Annotated in this window: 19 protein-coding genes; 11 read left to right on the top strand and 8 right to left on the bottom strand. The window is 61.7% G+C overall.

Annotated features, from left to right (window positions below; translation table 11 throughout):
• Positions 1 to 83: 83 nt before the first annotated feature.
• Positions 84 to 1,070 (bottom strand): NAD(P)/FAD-dependent oxidoreductase, encoded by a 987-nt coding sequence (locus AD663_RS22560; protein WP_003185338.1) that lies wholly within the window; start codon positions 1,068 to 1,070, stop codon positions 84 to 86.
• 196 nt (positions 1,071 to 1,266) lie between these two features.
• Between AD663_RS22560 and AD663_RS22555 the strand changes: the two genes are divergently transcribed.
• Together AD663_RS22555 and hemH are read left to right on the top strand one after the other, a co-directional pair.
• Entirely contained in the window at positions 1,267 to 2,166 is a 900-nt protein-coding gene (locus AD663_RS22555) for a TIGR01777 family oxidoreductase (RefSeq protein ID WP_053214567.1), read from the top strand.
• 13 nt (positions 2,167 to 2,179) lie between these two features.
• Complete coding sequence (gene hemH, locus AD663_RS22550; RefSeq protein ID WP_053214566.1) at positions 2,180 to 3,205, top strand: ferrochelatase; 1,026 nt, start codon at positions 2,180 to 2,182, stop codon at positions 3,203 to 3,205.
• Positions 3,206 to 3,321: 116 nt separating this feature from the next.
• On the opposite strand, the gene AD663_RS22545 is transcribed toward hemH, so the two are convergent.
• Both AD663_RS22545 and upp read right to left on the bottom strand, forming a co-directional pair.
• Positions 3,322 to 4,596, bottom strand: coding sequence for a uracil-xanthine permease family protein (locus tag AD663_RS22545; RefSeq protein WP_053214565.1), 1,275 nt, complete (start codon positions 4,594 to 4,596; stop codon positions 3,322 to 3,324).
• Positions 4,597 to 4,598: 2 nt separating this feature from the next.
• Complete coding sequence (upp, locus tag AD663_RS22540; protein ID WP_053214564.1) at positions 4,599 to 5,237, bottom strand: uracil phosphoribosyltransferase; 639 nt, start codon at positions 5,235 to 5,237, stop codon at positions 4,599 to 4,601.
• A 176-nt stretch (positions 5,238 to 5,413) separates the two neighbouring features.
• Here upp and AD663_RS22535 point away from each other — a divergent pair, with 176 nt between their 5' ends.
• Together AD663_RS22535 and AD663_RS22530 are read left to right on the top strand one after the other, a co-directional pair.
• Positions 5,414 to 5,971, top strand: a complete 558-nt coding sequence (locus AD663_RS22535; RefSeq protein WP_053214563.1) for a hypoxanthine-guanine phosphoribosyltransferase — start codon at positions 5,414 to 5,416, stop codon at positions 5,969 to 5,971.
• Between the two features lie 3 nt (positions 5,972 to 5,974).
• A complete protein-coding gene (locus tag AD663_RS22530) occupies positions 5,975 to 6,448 on the top strand; it encodes a WbuC family cupin fold metalloprotein (RefSeq protein ID WP_003185327.1) in 474 nt (157 codons plus the stop codon).
• A gap of 123 nt (positions 6,449 to 6,571) precedes the next feature.
• On the opposite strand, the gene dauA is transcribed toward AD663_RS22530, so the two are convergent.
• Positions 6,572 to 8,314 (bottom strand): C4-dicarboxylic acid transporter DauA, encoded by a 1,743-nt coding sequence (gene dauA, locus AD663_RS22525; RefSeq protein ID WP_053214562.1) that lies wholly within the window; start codon positions 8,312 to 8,314, stop codon positions 6,572 to 6,574.
• A gap of 192 nt (positions 8,315 to 8,506) precedes the next feature.
• On the opposite strand from dauA, the gene AD663_RS22520 reads away from it, so the two are divergent.
• Positions 8,507 to 8,992: a hypothetical protein gene (locus AD663_RS22520; RefSeq protein ID WP_053214561.1), complete on the top strand. Its 486-nt coding sequence runs from the start codon at positions 8,507 to 8,509 to the stop codon at positions 8,990 to 8,992.
• 61 nt (positions 8,993 to 9,053) lie between these two features.
• Complete coding sequence (locus AD663_RS22515; protein WP_053214560.1) at positions 9,054 to 9,341, top strand: PA4642 family protein; 288 nt, start codon at positions 9,054 to 9,056, stop codon at positions 9,339 to 9,341.
• A gap of 116 nt (positions 9,342 to 9,457) precedes the next feature.
• Here AD663_RS22515 and mqo read toward each other — a convergent pair whose 3' ends face one another.
• A complete protein-coding gene (gene mqo / locus AD663_RS22510) occupies positions 9,458 to 10,966 on the bottom strand; it encodes a malate dehydrogenase (quinone) (protein ID WP_053214559.1) in 1,509 nt (502 codons plus the stop codon).
• A 738-nt stretch (positions 10,967 to 11,704) separates the two neighbouring features.
• On the bottom strand, positions 11,705 to 11,938 hold the full coding sequence (locus AD663_RS22505; protein ID WP_003185316.1) for a hypothetical protein: 234 nt from the start codon (positions 11,936 to 11,938) through the stop codon (positions 11,705 to 11,707).
• Positions 11,939 to 12,143: 205 nt separating this feature from the next.
• Here AD663_RS22505 and AD663_RS22500 point away from each other — a divergent pair, with 205 nt between their 5' ends.
• Entirely contained in the window at positions 12,144 to 12,728 is a 585-nt protein-coding gene (locus tag AD663_RS22500; protein ID WP_003185314.1) for a YajG family lipoprotein, read from the top strand.
• A 127-nt stretch (positions 12,729 to 12,855) separates the two neighbouring features.
• On the opposite strand, the gene AD663_RS22495 is transcribed toward AD663_RS22500, so the two are convergent.
• Complete coding sequence (locus AD663_RS22495) at positions 12,856 to 13,062, bottom strand: hypothetical protein (protein WP_003185312.1); 207 nt, start codon at positions 13,060 to 13,062, stop codon at positions 12,856 to 12,858.
• 360 nt (positions 13,063 to 13,422) lie between these two features.
• Here AD663_RS22495 and AD663_RS22490 point away from each other — a divergent pair, with 360 nt between their 5' ends.
• The gene (locus tag AD663_RS22490) at positions 13,423 to 13,707 is read left to right on the top strand and encodes a hypothetical protein (protein WP_033046275.1); all 285 of its coding nucleotides are present in this window, start codon (positions 13,423 to 13,425) and stop codon (positions 13,705 to 13,707) included.
• Between the two features lie 63 nt (positions 13,708 to 13,770).
• On the opposite strand, the gene AD663_RS22485 is transcribed toward AD663_RS22490, so the two are convergent.
• Positions 13,771 to 14,937 carry a 1-acyl-sn-glycerol-3-phosphate acyltransferase gene (locus AD663_RS22485; protein WP_033046273.1) on the bottom strand — a complete coding sequence of 389 codons (1,167 nt, stop codon included), beginning with the start codon at positions 14,935 to 14,937 and terminating at the stop codon, positions 13,771 to 13,773.
• 139 nt (positions 14,938 to 15,076) lie between these two features.
• Here AD663_RS22485 and AD663_RS28660 point away from each other — a divergent pair, with 139 nt between their 5' ends.
• From AD663_RS28660 to AD663_RS22470, 3 genes are read left to right on the top strand one after another with little or no spacing between them, the layout of a single operon-like run.
• A complete protein-coding gene (locus AD663_RS28660; protein ID WP_003185305.1) occupies positions 15,077 to 15,259 on the top strand; it encodes a CPXCG motif-containing cysteine-rich protein in 183 nt (60 codons plus the stop codon).
• A 10-nt stretch (positions 15,260 to 15,269) separates the two neighbouring features.
• Complete coding sequence (locus AD663_RS22475; RefSeq protein WP_003185303.1) at positions 15,270 to 15,530, top strand: putative signal transducing protein; 261 nt, start codon at positions 15,270 to 15,272, stop codon at positions 15,528 to 15,530.
• A gap of 34 nt (positions 15,531 to 15,564) precedes the next feature.
• Positions 15,565 to 16,188, top strand: a complete 624-nt coding sequence (locus AD663_RS22470) for an SOS response-associated peptidase (RefSeq protein WP_003185301.1) — start codon at positions 15,565 to 15,567, stop codon at positions 16,186 to 16,188.
• Positions 16,189 to 16,224: the final 36 nt, after the last annotated feature.

The raw sequence follows: 16,224 nt of genomic DNA, 5'->3' as shown, positions 1-16,224 counted from the left end.
TTGCTCGCGAGGCCGCCTTTATGGGTGTTTTACAGATGGGCTGCTGTCTGTTTCGACAGCAGCATGACAGGCAGATGACGCGATTATTGCAAGCTGGCGTGCAAACGACGGGCGGCATCCTGGCCGCTGAGCCATGCGCCTTCGACCCGGCCGGACAGGCACCAGTCACCGCACACGTACAGGCCCAGGTCGGCGTCGGCCAACGCGCCCCATTCGTGGCTGCCGGCTGGGCGGGCATACAGCCAGCGATGGGCCACGCTGAAGCTCGGTGCGGGCATGGCGCTGTGCAGCAGTTCGGCGAAAGCGCCGTGCAAGTGCTCGATCACCGCTTCCTTGGGCAGGTCGATGTGTTGCCGGCTCCATTCGCTGGTGGCGTGTAGCACCCAGGTGTCGAGCGTGCTGTCGCGCCCCGGTTTGCTGCGATTGCGGGCCAGCCAGTCGAGGGGGCTGTCTTGCACGAAGCAGCCTTCCATGGGCGTATCCAACGGTTGTTCGAACGCCAGGGCCACCGCCCAGGTCGGGTCCATTTTTACCCCGGCGGCCACCCCGGCCAGCTTCGGTACAGCCGCCAGCAATGCGGTGGCCTGGGGCGCGGGCGTGGCGATCACCACTTGGCCGAAGGGGCCGTGGGTGAAGCCTTCGGCATCTTGCAGGTGCCAGTGTTCCTGGCCGCGATACACCTCGGTGATCCGGCAGGAAAACTGCACTTGCAACTTGCCGAGCAACGCACGGGTAATGGCGCTCATGCGCGGCGTGCCGACCCATCGGGTCTGCTCGTCAGGCGAAGGGCTCAGCTGTCCGCCCTGGAAGTTATACAACTGCGGGTTCCATTCGGCGGCCCAGCCGTTGGCTTGCCAGCGCTGGACCTCCGTGACGAAGCGCCGGTCGCGGGCGGTAAAATATTGCGCGCCCATGTCCAATGCCCCAGCGTCGCTGCGTTTGCTGGACATGCGTCCGCCGCTGCCGTGGCTTTTATCGAAGAGTTGAACGACATGCCCGGCCTCCGTCAGGGCCTGGGCGGCTGAAAGTCCGGCGATGCCGGTGCCGATGATTGCGATGGGTACAGTCATGAGGGCCTCGTTTACCTTTCTGTACAGACTACGCCGTCGTTTAAACCTGTACAATTGTGGTTTTTGGTATAAGTTTCACCGTTTGCGTTTGGACAGGTTGTCCTATTGTTAAACACAGACCCTGTCCGATACGGAAAATCCCTATCTATAAAAATAGACTAATGGGCCGGGTAAAACGCGATGCGAGGAACATCTCATGCACATATTGCTGACCGGCGGTACTGGTTTGATCGGACGTCAGCTCTGCCGCCTCTGGTTGGAGCAGGGACATCGCTTGACGGTCTGGAGTCGTCGACCCGAAGAAGTCGGGAAAATCTGCGGCGCGTCGGTGCGTGGCGTGGCCAGGCTCGACGAAATCAACGAGCCGGTGGACGCAGTGATCAACCTCGCGGGCGCACCGATCGCCGATCGGCCCTGGAGCCATAAACGCAAGATGTTGCTGTGGAGCAGCCGCGTCACCCTGACGGAAGTCTTGCTGGCGTGGCTGGAGCGTTGCGAGCAGAAACCGCAGGTGTTGATTTCCGGCTCCGCGGTGGGCTGGTACGGCGACGGTGGCGAGCGCGAGTTGACTGAAGCGTCGGGCCCGGTCAGCGAGGACTTCGCCAGCCAACTGTGCATCGCCTGGGAAGAAACCGCACAACGGGCCGAAGCCTTGGGCGTGCGCGTGGTGCTGGTTCGTACCGGCCTGGTCCTGTCCGCCGAGGGCGGCTTTTTGCCGCGGCTGCTATTGCCGTTCAAACTGGCGCTGGGCGGGCGTATCGGCAATGGCAGGCAATGGATGCCGTGGGTACACATTGACGATCAAATCGCCTTGATTGATTTTCTTCTGCACCGCTTCGATGTCAGCGGTCCTTATAATGCCTGCGCGCCGAACCCGGTGCGCAACCGTGATTTTGCCAAGGCCCTGGGGCGCGTGTTGCATCGCCCGGCCGTGGTGCCGATGCCGGAGCTCGCGTTGAAAGTCGCGCTGGGGGAAATGTCGTTGTTGCTGCTGGGCGGCCAACGCGCCACGCCGGCCCGATTGCAGGCGGCGGGTTTTACATTCCGGTTCACCGATTTGCCTGCGGCCCTGGACGATCTGTCCAGCCGCTTCTGAAATAGGACGTTGCATGACCGATCACGCGTTGCTTCTAGTGAACCTGGGTTCGCCTGCCTCCACTTCGGTGGCCGATGTACGCCGTTACCTCAATCAATTCCTGATGGATCCGTATGTCATCGACCTGCCATGGCCGGTGCGGCGGCTGCTGGTGTCGCTGATCCTGATCAAGCGCCCCGAACAATCGGCCCATGCCTACGCCTCGATCTGGTGGGAGGAGGGCTCGCCGCTGGTGGTGCTCAGTCGCCGGCTGCAACAGGCGATGACCGCGCAATGGACCCAGGGCCCGGTGGAACTGGCAATGCGTTATGGCGAGCCGTCCATTGAAACGGCGCTGGTGCGCCTGGCGAGCCAGGGACACAAGAAAATAACGTTGGCGCCGCTGTATCCGCAGTTCGCCGACAGCACGGTCACCACCGTAATCGAGGAAGCCAAGCGGGTCGTGCGGGAGAAGAAACTCAATGTGCAGTTTTCGATTCTCCAGCCGTTCTACGACCAACCGGAATACATCGATGCGCTGGTCGCCAGTGCCAAGCCCTACCTGATACAGGATCACGATCACCTGTTGTTGAGTTTCCATGGCTTGCCGGAACGGCACCTGACCAAGCTCGACCCAACGGGCTTTCACTGCTTCAAGGACGCCGACTGTTGCAAGAACGCGCCGCCGGAAGTCATGGCGACCTGTTACCGCGCCCAGTGCATTCGCACCGCGCAACTGTTTGCCGAGCAGATGGGGTTGGCAGGGGGTAGTTGGTCGGTGTCGTTCCAGTCTCGACTGGGTCGCGCCAAGTGGATCGAACCCTACACCGAAGCGCGCCTGGATGAACTGGCCAGGAGCGGCGTGAAGAAAGTCCTGGTCATGTGCCCGGCGTTCGTCGCCGATTGCATCGAAACCCTGGAGGAAATCGGCGATCGCGGGCGCGAGCAGTTCCGTGCGGCGGGCGGGGAGGAATTGGTGTTGGTGCCGTGTCTCAACGCCGAGCCGCAGTGGGCCAAGGCGTTGGGCACGCTGTGTGAACGGGCGCCGATTGCGTTATAACACCGGGCCCGTGGCGAAGGAGCTTGCTCCCGCTCGAGTGCGAAGCGCTCGCAAAGCTTGGGGTCGCTGCGCAGCCCAGCGGGAGCAAGCTCCCTCGCCACATAGACCTTACTGATTCATAGCAGCGGCTCATCCGCCTTCTTCTGCTTCCAGCCGTCATTGCCCGGCAGCAGCAGGTTCAGCGCGATCGCTACCACCGCGCACAGCGCGATACCCTTGAGGCCGAAGTCGTCCGGACCGGTGCCGGTGCCCACCAGCACACCGCCGATGCCGAACACCAGCGTCACCGAAACGATCACCAGGTTGCGCGCCTCGCCCAAGTCGATCTTGTGGCGGATCAGGGTATTCATGCCCACCGCGGCAATCGAACCGAACAACAGGCACAGGATCCCGCCCATCACCGGTACCGGGATGCTTTGCAGCAGCGCGCCGAACTTGCCAATGAACGCCAGGCTGATGGCGAAGATCGCCGCCCAGGTCATGATCTTCGGGTTGTAGTTCTTGGTCAGCATCACTGCACCGGTCACTTCGGCGTAGGTGGTGTTGGGCGGGCCGCCGAACAGGCCGGCGGCGGTGGTGGCGATGCCATCGCCGAGCAGCGTGCGGTGCAGGCCGGGCTTTTTCAGGTAGTCGCGACCGGTCACGCTGCCCACGGCAATCACTCCGCCGATGTGCTCGATGGCCGGCGCCAGGGCAACCGGCACGATGAACAGGATCGCCTGCCAGTTGAACTCCGGTGCGGTGAAGTTCGGCAGGGCGAACCATGGCGCGGCGGCGATTTTCGCGGTGTCGACGACGCCGAAGAAAAACGCCATGGCAAAGCCCACCAGCACGCCGGAAATGATCGGCACCAGGCGGAAAATGCCCTTGCCGAACACCGCGACGATCAGGGTGGTGAGCAGCGCCGGCATCGAAATCAGCATCGCGGTCTGGTAATGAATCAGCTCGGTACCATCCCCAGCCTTGCCCATCGCCATGTTCGCGGCAATCGGCGCCATGGCCAGGCCGATGGAAATGATTACCGGACCGATGACCACCGGTGGCAGCAACCGGTCGATAAACCCGGTGCCCTTGATCTTCACCGCCAGGCCCAGGAACGTATAGACGAAACCGGCCGCCATCACGCCACCCATGGTCGCCGCCAGGCCGAACTGGCCCTTGGCGAGGATGATCGGGGTGATGAAGGCAAAGCTCGAAGCGAGGAACACCGGCACCTGGCGCCCGGTAACGATCTGGAACAGGATCGTGCCCAGGCCGGCGGTGAACAGCGCTACGTTCGGGTCCAGCCCGGTGATCAGCGGCATCAACACCAGCGCGCCGAAGGCGACGAACAGCATCTGTGCGCCGGACAGCACCTGGCGCCAGAGCGGATCGTTGAACTCATCCTGCATGCTCAAGCGTCCTTCTGCTTGGTGCCGAAGATTTTGTCGCCGGCATCGCCCAGGCCCGGGATGATGTAGCCGTGCTCGTTGAGTTTCTGGTCGATGGATGCGGTGTAGATGGTCACGTCCGGATGCGCGTCCTGCACGGCCTTGATGCCTTCGGGGGCAGCCACCAGCACCATGGCGCGGATGTCCCGGCAACCGGCTTTTTTCAGCAGGTCGATGGTAGCGACCATGGAGCTGCCGGTGGCAAGCATCGGGTCGATGATCATGGCCAGGCGCTCATCGATTTCCGGCACCAGTTTTTCCAGGTAGGTGTGGGCTTGCAGGGTCTGCTCGTTGCGAGCCACGCCCACGGCGCTCACCTTGGCGCCCGGGATCAAACTCAGTACGCCTTCGAGCATGCCGATGCCGGCGCGCAGGATCGGCACCACGGTGATTTTCTTGCCGGCGATTTTCTCCACCTGGACCGTACCGGCCCAACCTTGGATCTCGTAGGACTCCAGCGGCAGGTCCTTGGTGGCTTCGTAGGTGAGCAGGGCACCGACTTCCTGGGCGAGTTCGCGGAAGTTCTTCGTGCTAATGTCGGCGCGGCGCATCAGGCCGAGTTTGTGTCTGATCAGCGGATGGCGGATCTCGAGGATGGGCATGGGGAAGGCTCCGGCGGCGGGCAAAAAAACCGGCCTAGATTAATCTATCCGAGGGTGTTGTCCTATAGACAATACAGAACGTTAGTCCACAAACGCTTGATCTGACCGAGCGGGATGCGTACCTTTGCCCGTTTTTCCGAACCCGTTCCTCCCCTCAACCTCCCCTGGAGAGCGCCATGTCCGCTGATCTCGAGCATATCCGTCAAGTCATGCGAGAGGCTGACTGCCTGTACACCGAAGCCGAAGTCGAAGCGGCCATCGCCCGTGTCGGTGCGCACATCAATGAGCAACTGGCCGATACCAACCCGGTGGTGTTCTGCGTCATGAACGGCGGTCTGATTTTCTCCGGCAAACTGCTGACTTATCTGAACTTCCCCCTGGAAGCGTCCTACCTGCACGCGACCCGTTATCGCAACGAAACCAGCGGCGGTGACCTGTTCTGGAAAGCCAAGCCGGAAGTCTCGTTCATTGACCGCGACGTGCTGATCATCGACGACATTCTCGACGAAGGTCATACCCTGGGCGCCATCATCGACTTCTGTAAGCACGCCGGTGCCCGCGCCGTGCACACCGCCGTGCTGATCGACAAGGACCACGACCGCAAGGCCCGTCCCGACCTGAAAGCCGATTTCGTCGGCCTGCCGTGCATCGACCGCTACATCTTCGGCTACGGCATGGATTACAAAGGCTACTGGCGCAACGCCAACGGTATCTTCGCCGTTAAAGGAATGTAATCGATGACCCGGCCAAGCTTCCTGGATCAAGCGCTGTTTGACGAGTTGGCCGGGAACGCCGCGGCCAGTCCCCGTGGGCGGCAACATCATAATTTCCATCAGATGGACGAACCCTGCCACCGCATGGCGGTGGGTTTGCAACCGTCCACCTACATCCCTCCGCATCGCCATTTGAGCGCCGACAAGGCCGAAACCTTGCTGGTGCTCAAGGGACGGCTTGGGGTGCTGATCTTCGATGAAACCGGTGCGGTGACAGATAAACGCATCCTGCAGGCCGGTGGCGATTGCCTGGGCGTCGACCTGCCGGCTGGCGTCTATCACGGCCTGGTGGTACTGGAAGCCGACAGCCTGATGTTCGAGTGCAAGGCCGGCCCTTACCGGCCCGTGGGCGACGGTGAACTGGCCCATTGGGCGCCCCGCGAAGGCGAGCCGGGCGTGGCCGAATACCACGCCTGGATGCGCGCTCAGTTCGACTGAGCGGTTTTAGGATACTCCGCAGTTCCCCGTGGCGAGGGAGCTTGCTCCCGCTGGGCTGCGCAGCAGCCCTATGTGCAGGTGGGTGCTACGCACCCAAACGGGAGCAAGCTCCCTCGCCACGGTTCAAGCAAGTCTTGAATGAGCGGCGCTGCCACCCGCCAGCCACTGCTCACTCTTGACCCGCGCCTGCTCCAAAGTCTGAACATAGGCCAACTGGCGCTGCTCCCGATGAATGCCGGCACGGCGCAGCTTCAGGCGCACCCGCGGCGCCGTCGCCACCAGAATCAGCCCGATGCCCTGCTTGCGGTAATCCTTCAGGATATTTTCAAAAGCGGCCAATGCAGTCATGTCCAGCATGGGCACGGCACTCATTTCCACCACCACCACCCGGATGCCCGGATCGAATTTGCGCAGCACATCCAGGGCTTTTTCTGCCGCACCGAAAAACAGCGGCCCCCGAATGCCGTAGCAGCGTACATGCTCGGGCATGTCCGCCAGGGCTTGGTGGAAGTGGCGCGGCAGCTCGGCGCTGTCGGTCAGTTCGCTCATGCGCTTGATGAACAGCCCGGCGGCCAGCAGCAGGCCGACGGCGACGGCCATGACCATGTCAAACAGCACCGTCAGGCTCAGGCACGTCAGCAGCACCAGCACGTCACTGCGTGGGGCGATACGCAGGGTGTGCAGCACGTGCCCGGCTTCGCTCATGTTCCAGGCGACCATCACCAGCAATGCGGCCAGCGCGGCCATGGGCAAGTAGCTGAACAGCGGCGCCAACAGCACAATCGCCACCAGCACCACGAGACTGTGGATGATCGCCGCCAGGGGTGAAGAGGCGCCGCTGCGCACATTGGTGGCGCTGCGGGCAATGGCTGCCGTGGCGGTGATGCCGCCGAACAAGGGCGCCACCAGGTTGCCCAGGCCTTGCCCGATCAGCTCGGCATTGGGGTCGTGCTTGCTGCCGGTCATGCCGTCCGCCACCACGGCGCACAGCAGCGACTCGATGGCGCCGAGCATCGCGATAGCGAAGGCAGGCGCCAGGAGCTGGCGAATCAGGTCATAGGACAGCGTCAAGGGATGCCCCTGACCGTCCGGCAGGTTCCAGGGCCAATCGAAGCTTGGCAGAAACGGTGGGATGCCGGGGTGAGCGACGCCATCGACAACGTAACTGAAGCGCTCGCCCAGCGTTGCGATCGGCCATCCGGCCTGCTCCATCCCCAGCCCCAGGAGCGCGCCCACCAGCAGGGCAACCAAGTGTCCGGGAATTTTCGGCACCCAGCGCGGCCAGGCAACCAGCACCGCCAGGCAGGTGACACCGATGATGCCGTCGCCCAGGCGAGCGCCGGGCAGGGCGACGATCAACTCACCCAATTGTTCGATGTAGTGCCGGGCCTGGCCTGCGGTGCTCAAGCCCAGGAGGTCCTTCAACTGCAAAGTGGCGATGACCACACCGATGCCAGCGGTGAAACCCAGGATAACGGGGTAGGGGATGTATTGGATCAGCCGGCCGGCGCGCATCAATCCCAGGGCGATCAGAATCAACCCGGCGAGCATTGTGCACAGCAGCAGGCCGCCCAGGCCGTACTGTTGGGTGATGGGCAGCAGAATCACCACGAACGCCGCGGTCGGTCCGCTCACGTTGAATCGCGAGCCGCCGGTAAGGGCGATCAGCGGCGCAGCCACCAGCACGGTATAGAGCCCATGTTGTGGCGGTACGCCAACGGCGATGGCCAGGGCCATGGCCAAGGGAATGGCGATGATGCCGACGGTCAGCCCGGCCACGAGATCGCCCCGCAGGCGCTCGAGGGTATAACCGGCGCGCCAGGCTTGGCGCCAGGCGGCGAACAACGGAGGGGCGGAGAAAGACATGGGCACTCCACGAAATGAAAGAGGCAATACCGAATTCTTGGCAAGCACCCAACCGGTGACGAGGGAACTTGCATCAGGGCTGACGGCTCCTTGAGTATGCCGCGCCCATTGCACGCATGCATTGATCTGGATCGCTTATTTGCATCCTCCACGCTCATGCTAGAGTGCCGGGCCAAGACCCCGGAGCCTGTCATGAATGTATCGATCCGCCGCTGTGCCGCTTTGCTGCTGATATCCAGCCTGCCCCTGGCGGTCGTGGCCGCGCCGATGCACAGCCAGTTCCTGCCGCCCGATGACCTGGTGGTGCGCCAGGAACAGCCCGAGCAACAGCAATTGCTGCAAGTGACCGAATATTCGGTGGTGCTGGGCAACCAGCGCCAATCCAACCAGCAACCGATACCGGTCACCTCGCCGTTGCTGATCCGTCTCAAGGGCAAGCCCTTGAACAAGGGCGCAACCATCAACCAAGTGATCCTGAACTTCGACGGCGAAAGCAAAAGCCTGAAGAAACCGGTATTCGACGAGGCGAGCAAGACCCTGACCCTGTCTTATCCACAGGCTCAATACCGGGTGGTCATCGATCTGTTGCGCAACGATACGGTCTACGTGCAGTTTCTCACCTACACCAACGGCCATATCTGGGCCGACCTGCACACGGGCGCCGAACGCTCGCGTTGAGCCCCAGGGCCTGGCGGGGGTAAACTGCCCGCCCCGTGAACTGTGCGAGCTGGAGCCGGCAATGCGTAAAGACAAGAAACAAGTGATTGGTGACGAGATTGGCGATGAGCAGATCAAGCTGTTCCTCAATTTCGAACCGATCGATGCCACGTCGCCGTCGTTGCACAAGCTGATCAAGGGCTATCGTGGCCTGCGGGTCGACGATTTCGAGCGGTTCCTGACGTTTTTCGTCGAGGCCGGTTACGACCTCAACGGCAAGGACGAGCACGGCAATGATTTTGTTGCGTTGGTGCGCGACCAGCGTAATGCCCAGGAATACATCGAGTTGATCGAGAAGGCTCGCGGCTGATTGATCCTGGGCCTGCTTCGCAGGCCAGCGGGAGCAAGCCTCCTCGCCACAAAAGCGTCACCCATGAAAAACGCCCCGCTCTCAGGAAGAGCGGGGCGTTTTTTTGTGCGGTCGAATCAAGCGTAGCTTTGTGTCTCGCTGCTTTCTTCAACCAGCTCCAGCGCGATGTTGTTCTGCGCATTGATCTTGCGATACAGCGTCGCGTCGGTTTCCAGCACTTTCTCCCGGGCCGGGAATATCTCCGCCAGCTTGGCGGCCCATTCACCCTTGGCCTTGTCCGGGAAGCAGCGCTCGATCAGGTCCAGCATGATCGAGACGGTCACCGAGGCGCCCGGCGAGGCGCCAAGCAGGGCGGCGAGGGTGCCGTCCTTGGCCGCCACCAGCTCGGTACCGAACTGCAGGATGCCGCCTTTCTTTGGATCTTTCTTGATGATCTGGACCCGCTGCCCGGCCACTTCCAGGCGCCAGTCCTCGGCTTTCGCTTCGGGATAGAAGCGACGCAGGGATTCCAGGCGCTGCTCCATGGATTGCATCACTTCGCTGATCAAGTACTTGGTCAGGTCCATGTTGTCCCGGGCCACGGCCAGCATCGGGCCGATGTTGCCGGCACGCACCGACAATGGCAGGTCCATGATCGAACCGTGCTTGAGGAACTTGGTGGTGAAACCGGCGTATGGCCCGAACAGCAGGGATTTCTTGCCATCGACCACGCGGGTGTCCAAATGCGGCACCGACATGGGCGGCGAGCCCACCGCGGCCTGGCTGTAGACCTTGGCCTGGTGGTGCTTGACCACTTCCGGGTTGTCGCAACGCAGCCATTGGCCGCTGACCGGGAAGCCACCAAAGCCCTTGCTTTCCTCGATGCCCGACGCTTGCAGCAGCGGCAATGCCGCGCCACCGGCGCCGAGGAATACGAACTTGGCGTCGACTTCACGGGTGCTGCCGGAATTGACGTCCTTGATGCTGACGGTCCAGCCGCTGCCGTTGCGCTTGAGGCCGGTGACGCGCTTGCAGTATTTGATCTGGGTGTCCGGCGCGCTGCCCAGGTGCCTGAGCAACTGATTGGTCAGGGCGCCGAAGTTGACGTCGGTACCGTTCAGGACGCGGGTGGCGGCGATGACTTCATCAGTCGGCCGGCCGGGCATCATGAGCGGCATCCACTCGGCCATCTGGGCCTTGTCTTCGGTGTATTCCATGTCGGCGAAGGCATGATGCTGGCGCATCAGCTCGAAACGCTTCTTCAGGAACGACACGCCTTTCTCACCCTGGACGAAGCTCAGGTGCGGTACCGGCGCGATGAAGGACTTGGATGAGCCGAACGTGCCCTTTTTGGTCAGGTAGGTCCAGAACTGCTTCGACACCTCGAACTGGGTGTTGATGTGCACGGCCTTCTTGATGTCGACACTGCCATCGGCTGCCTGGGGTGTGTAGTTCAGCTCACACAGCCCGGCGTGACCGGTGCCGGCGTTGTTCCATGGGTTGGAACTTTCCGCGGCACCGGAATCCATCAGCTCGACGACTTCCAGCGAGATCGCGGGGTCGAGCTCCTTGAGCAGTACGGCCAGGGTGGCACTCATGATGCCGGCCCCTACCAGAACTACGTCGACTGCTTCGTTATGCGCCATTTAACGCGTCTCCAAAATCTGCAGCACCAAATTGTCGGCATAGCGGCCAGGAGTGACGGGGCAGGTCGGTTGCGCCCCAGGTACCCATGGCCAGGATCGCCATGTCCGAATCTTCGCAATTTTTCGCAACTACTGCGGATGCATGCAGCCTGGCCTCAAGAGTCCTATGAACTCATTTAAGCGCCGGGCCGGCAATTCGACTTATGGCCGAGACATCCGTTCGTGCAACCAAATCCGTAGCGGACAGGCTTCAGGCGCCGGTTCTTGAACGATATCCGGTCCTGTGTCGTTGGGCTGTTCCAGACGCTAATGGTGCTTGTTCAGACGCAAAACTCTTCATTTGCTCGCCACACTCTCGTGAAGTTGTGAAAACCCGTTTTTTCACGCTCTTTTGAAGACGTGAACCTCAAAAAAGGGCTGTCCCAGCCTGGCACTGCGCCCGGTTTGGTTGCCCCCATGTAGTACATGACAGGCAAAACGGGCAGACAGCTCAGTGACCGAGCGTAATGACAGCTCTGCAGATTCGCGAAAAGTGGTGATTTGCCTGAGAGAACAGCAAGCGCGCCAGCTTCACTCGATCTGTGTGGGCGGCTCTCTGTGGGCGGTGCGAAGTGCCAATACCAGCGCATCAGCGGTGTTGCGAGGCCCGATCAGGAGACGTCCTTATAATCGGGGGGAGATTGTATCGAAGAAACGCAGGGAAATGGTCGTGTTTAATGACTTTTATTAGGCGTCCGGTCAGATGGTCAACAACTGTCGGCTGCGTGCGCGAGCGCGAAGTGGCTGCACGCGGGCGCTGGCAGGCAACGGCTGGTGCAGCCAGTTGAGGCGGATCTCTTCGATTTCCACCCAGCCTTCGCCCATGGGCTGCAGGTTGCATTGCTTGAAGGCCTGGCAGCGGCCATTGCGGTCGAGCAGGGCGAAGCTGCGGTGATGCGGGCGCGGGGTGAACAGGGAAATAAGGAAGCGCATGAGCGGATACCGGGTCAGGGAGCTTGTGGTAAGCCTGACAAAGGGCCATGACATGCCGGTGTAAGGACCGTGACAATGGAGTGACAGGAACCGGTAACCACGGCCCATGTCAGACATTTCAGTATTCATCGCAAGGCGCTAGTTCCACGCGATGGCGCACCGCTATACTGCCGGCCTGTTTGTGCCCGATTCTGGAGAGAAGAGCATGTTGCAACGCCTGTTGTTCGGTTTGATCGCTGTGACCAGTCTGACCCTCGTCGGCTGCGCCCACAGCCCGCAACAACTTAACCCGGAGCCCAAGCTCAACGCCCAACTGGCGCCTGTGGGCCGTGGCCAGCCGGTGGTGGTGCGGGTGGTGGACGGTCGTCCGTCGCCGACGCTCGGTACCCGTGGCGGCCTGTATCCGGAAACCAGCGTGATCACCGTGCAGGGCGCGCAGATCCTGCCCAAGTTGCAGGCCCAGGCCGAAGCAGCGGTGCGTCTGCTGGGCTTCACCCCGACAGCCAATGCCTTGAACGCTCCGCAATTGACCGTGACCCTGGCTGAGCTCAAGTATCAGTCGCCCAAGGAAGGCATGTACGTGACTGAGGCGACCATTGGCGCGACATTCCGCTCCGATGTGCAGAACGCCAGCCGCCGCTACAGTGGTCGTTACGGTGCTTCGTTGGATCAGCGCTTCGGTATGGCGCCCAACCAGGACACCAATACCAAGCTGGTCAGCGATGTGTTGAGCGATGCCCTGACCCGGCTGTTCAAGGACCCGACCATTGGTCAGGTGCTGGCTGAGTAAGCACTGAGCCCCTTGCCACCTGTGGGAGCGAGCTTGCATGCGATAGCGCAATGTCAGTGACTTTTATGTCGACTGATTCGCCGCCATCGCGAGCAAGCTCGCTCCCACAGTCGTTTCTTGGGGATGCTTAGGCTGCCTGGGAGTAGAACTCCAGCACACTGATCCCGGTCAGCAGGTCGGTTTCCGGCAGGTCGGCATGTTGATGGCCACCGAGGGCGCAATACACCAGCCAGTGCCGGTCCTGGACGTTGAAGGACAAGCTGTCGACGAGGTTCTGTTGTTCGTCGCTCGGGCTGATGAGGTAGAGGCGATCCTGATTCTCGGCGTGCAACATGTCGGGTTCCGTGCGGGTTTGAAAGGGCGACAGAGTGGCCTATTCAGATGACGAAACCGTGACGGGCGAAATTAACCCAAGGCTTGATTGCGGACCCTGTGGCGAGGGAGCTTGCTCCCGCTGGGCAGCGCAGCAGCCCCGGCTAGCGTCTCGGTGTGTCAGGTTAATCGCGCAAGCTTTTTTGGGGCTGCTGCGCATCCCAGCGGGAGCAAGCTCCCTCGCCACGAAGTCACCAGGCATTACCCCAGCTGATCGTTACCGGTCGGAAAAAGCAGGGCAGGGCGGCGGGCTTTCGGTAGAATCCGCGCCCTGTTCGTAGGTCCCGGGCGCGTTGTGTCCGTTTATCGCTTGAGGTTCATGATGTCGCTGCATCTGTTTTCATTGTTCGCTGCCCACCCCGCCAAACTGATCAACCTGCTCGCGTTGCTGTTTGCCTGCCCTGGCGGTTGGGTGTTGCACGCGACGCATCGTCGTGAACAACGGGCGCGGGCCTGCCTCGAAGCGCGTAACAGCGCAAGCAATGAACGATTCGAAGCGTTGCTGGACCTGGCGACCCAGCGGATGAACCGGTTTTTCTACCGGTTCGGTTTCGGCTGCCTGGCGCTGGCGTTGCTGGTGTCGTGGATCAGCACGCAGATCCGCTGAGCTAGCCCGTGGCGAGGGAGCTTGCTCCCGCTGGGCTGCGAAGCAGCCCCTCTAGAAAAGGCCTTACAGTGCCAGCCCGGCCTTGACCCGATACTGATTGCGCACCGGTGTCGCATATTGCAGCACCAGGAACGGCCGGTGTTCCGGTGGGCAAGCGTCCAGCCGGCGCTGCCATTCCTGCTCGGCCTTGGCCAGTTCGTCGGCGCCAAATACTTCGCCTGCCGTGGGAACCTGCAATTGCGGGTCGGCGTCGGCCCACTGGGCATAAGCCAGGTAATGCACCGGGAATAGCCGATAGCCGCCAAGGATCTGCCGGTCCATTTCCAGGGCCAGTTGCTTGGTGTCTTCGAACAGCTCGGTGATCGGCGCGGCGAAATTCACATGGACCCGACCCTTATAACCGGTGATACCCGTGGCAATGCTCACGTCGTCCTCGCCCGGTGCCTTGGTGTAGGTGCCGGTGGTGGCGCGGATGTACAGCTCGCGAGCCTTGGCCTGGTCGCACGGGTCGTATTCGTAGCTGATCGACACCGGCGTGAGGTTCAGTGACTGGATCACCTCACCGAACGGCTCATCCTTGCGACTCATGTGGAACATTTTGAGGATCGCCGATTCGGTACGGTCATCACCGTCCTTGGCCCGACCTTCTGCCTGGGCGATCCAGATCGAGGCGCAATCGTTGCGGATCGAATGATTGATGTACGCCGACAGCAACTGGTAGGCCGCCATTTTCTCCCGCCGTCCGGTGATGGAGCGGTGCACGATGAAGCTTTTGTTCAGGCGCATCAGGTCGCTGACAAAAGGCTTTTGCAGCAGGTTGTCGCCAATGGCGATGCGCGGCGTCGGCAGGCCGGCGTGGTACACGGCGTAATTGACGAAGGCAGGGTCCATCACGATGTCGCGGTGGTTGGCGATGAACAGGTACGCACTGCCTGACTTGAATTGCTCAACCCCGGTGTAGGTGACGCCATCGGTGGCCCGCTCGATGGTGTGGTCGACGTAGAACTCCACTTTGTCCTGCAAGGTGGCGACCGACGTCACACCGGCAAACTCACGGCGCAATCTTTGCGCTATAAGGGGTTTGAGCATCCAGCCGAAGGCGCCGGCCAGGCGTGGGAAGCGGAAGTGGGTGAGGATATCTAGAAACGCCTTGTCGCCGAGCAGCCGTGCCAGCACCGCTGGTACTTCGCTGTCGTCGTAAGGTCGGATGGCATCGAATTCGCCCATCATGCTCTCTTGTTGGAAACGGCTAGGGTAAGTAAAGGTTCGATCGAAAAAACGACGGGGCACGGCCTGAAAAGTAAGCCAGACAAAAATAGCCCTGCAAATAGACCGGCGATTATACGCACAAGTCACCTGGGAGACCGCGATGCTGGAAACTGCTCTTTATGATTGTCCGTATTGTGGTGAGGAAGTGGAGACTTGCGTCGATCTGTCCGGCGGCGACCAGACTTATATCGAGGATTGTCAGGTGTGTTGCAAGCCAATCACCTTTGTCCTGCAGGTCCATGATGAGGAATGGCATCTTGAGGTCTTCAGCGAAAACGAATGACGGGGCGCCCATGCAGCGAATCTACGAGCTGGAAAACCTGATGGAAGGCGAGTTGTTGCAAGGCATGCTCGCCAGCGAAGGCATCACGGCGCACTTGATGGGCCGGGATCTGCTGGGTGGCGCAGGGGAGTTGCCCATGCAGGGCTTGCTGGGACTGGCAGTGGAGGACGACCAGGCGCAATACGCCCGTGAGTTGATCGCTGCGTACAATGCGGCGATGCCGTTGCCTGGCGATGAGCCGGACAGTTACCCCGGGACGCTGGTCTGCTAGGCTGGCGGCCGTTTGATCAAGAGTTGTGTTGCGCATGTGTGGACGTTACGCCCTGTTTCGCTGGAATCCGACCTTCGCGGCCTTGCCCGGCTTTCCCGCCGACCAGAAGGCCCAATGGAATATTTCGCCCAACGATTCGGTGCTGATGTTGCGAGCCGGTGCCGAGGGACAGCGTGAACTGGCGCGCGCGCGCTGGGGGCTGACGCCACCGTGGCTGACCGACCTGTCCCGCACCCCGGCCCATGCCCGGGCCGAAACCGTGGCCGAACAGCCGATGTTCCGTGAAGCCCTGCGGCTGCGTCGCTGCCTGCTGCCGGCCAACGGCTTCTACGAATGGCGCGGCGGCACCCGCAAGCGGCCGTATTGGCTGACGCCGGGGGAGGGCTCGTCAGTGTTCTTCGCCGCTATCTGGGAGGCGTATCCGGTCCAGGAGCAGGTGTGGCTGAGCACGGCGGTCATCACCCAGCCGGCGGCGGGTCAGCGCCGGCCGTTGATCCTTGACGAAGAGGGCCAGCGCCTGTGGCTCGACCCCGAGACGCCGCTGCATGCACTGCAAGGATTGCTGGCCAGCGAGCCGGCGCAATTGCGTGAGCGGGTGCTGGCCAACATGGTCAACGATCCGAAACTCAATGGGCCGGAGTGCCTGACCCCTGCTTGAGTGTTGTGGCGCCAGTGCCGGCCCCTTCCCGAGCAA

The sequence above is a fragment of the Pseudomonas sp. Q12-87 genome (assembly GCF_001269755.1).
Classification (GTDB): Bacteria; Pseudomonadota; Gammaproteobacteria; order Pseudomonadales; family Pseudomonadaceae; genus Aquipseudomonas; species Aquipseudomonas fluorescens_S.
This window is presented reverse-complemented; position numbering and strand designations above follow the sequence as displayed.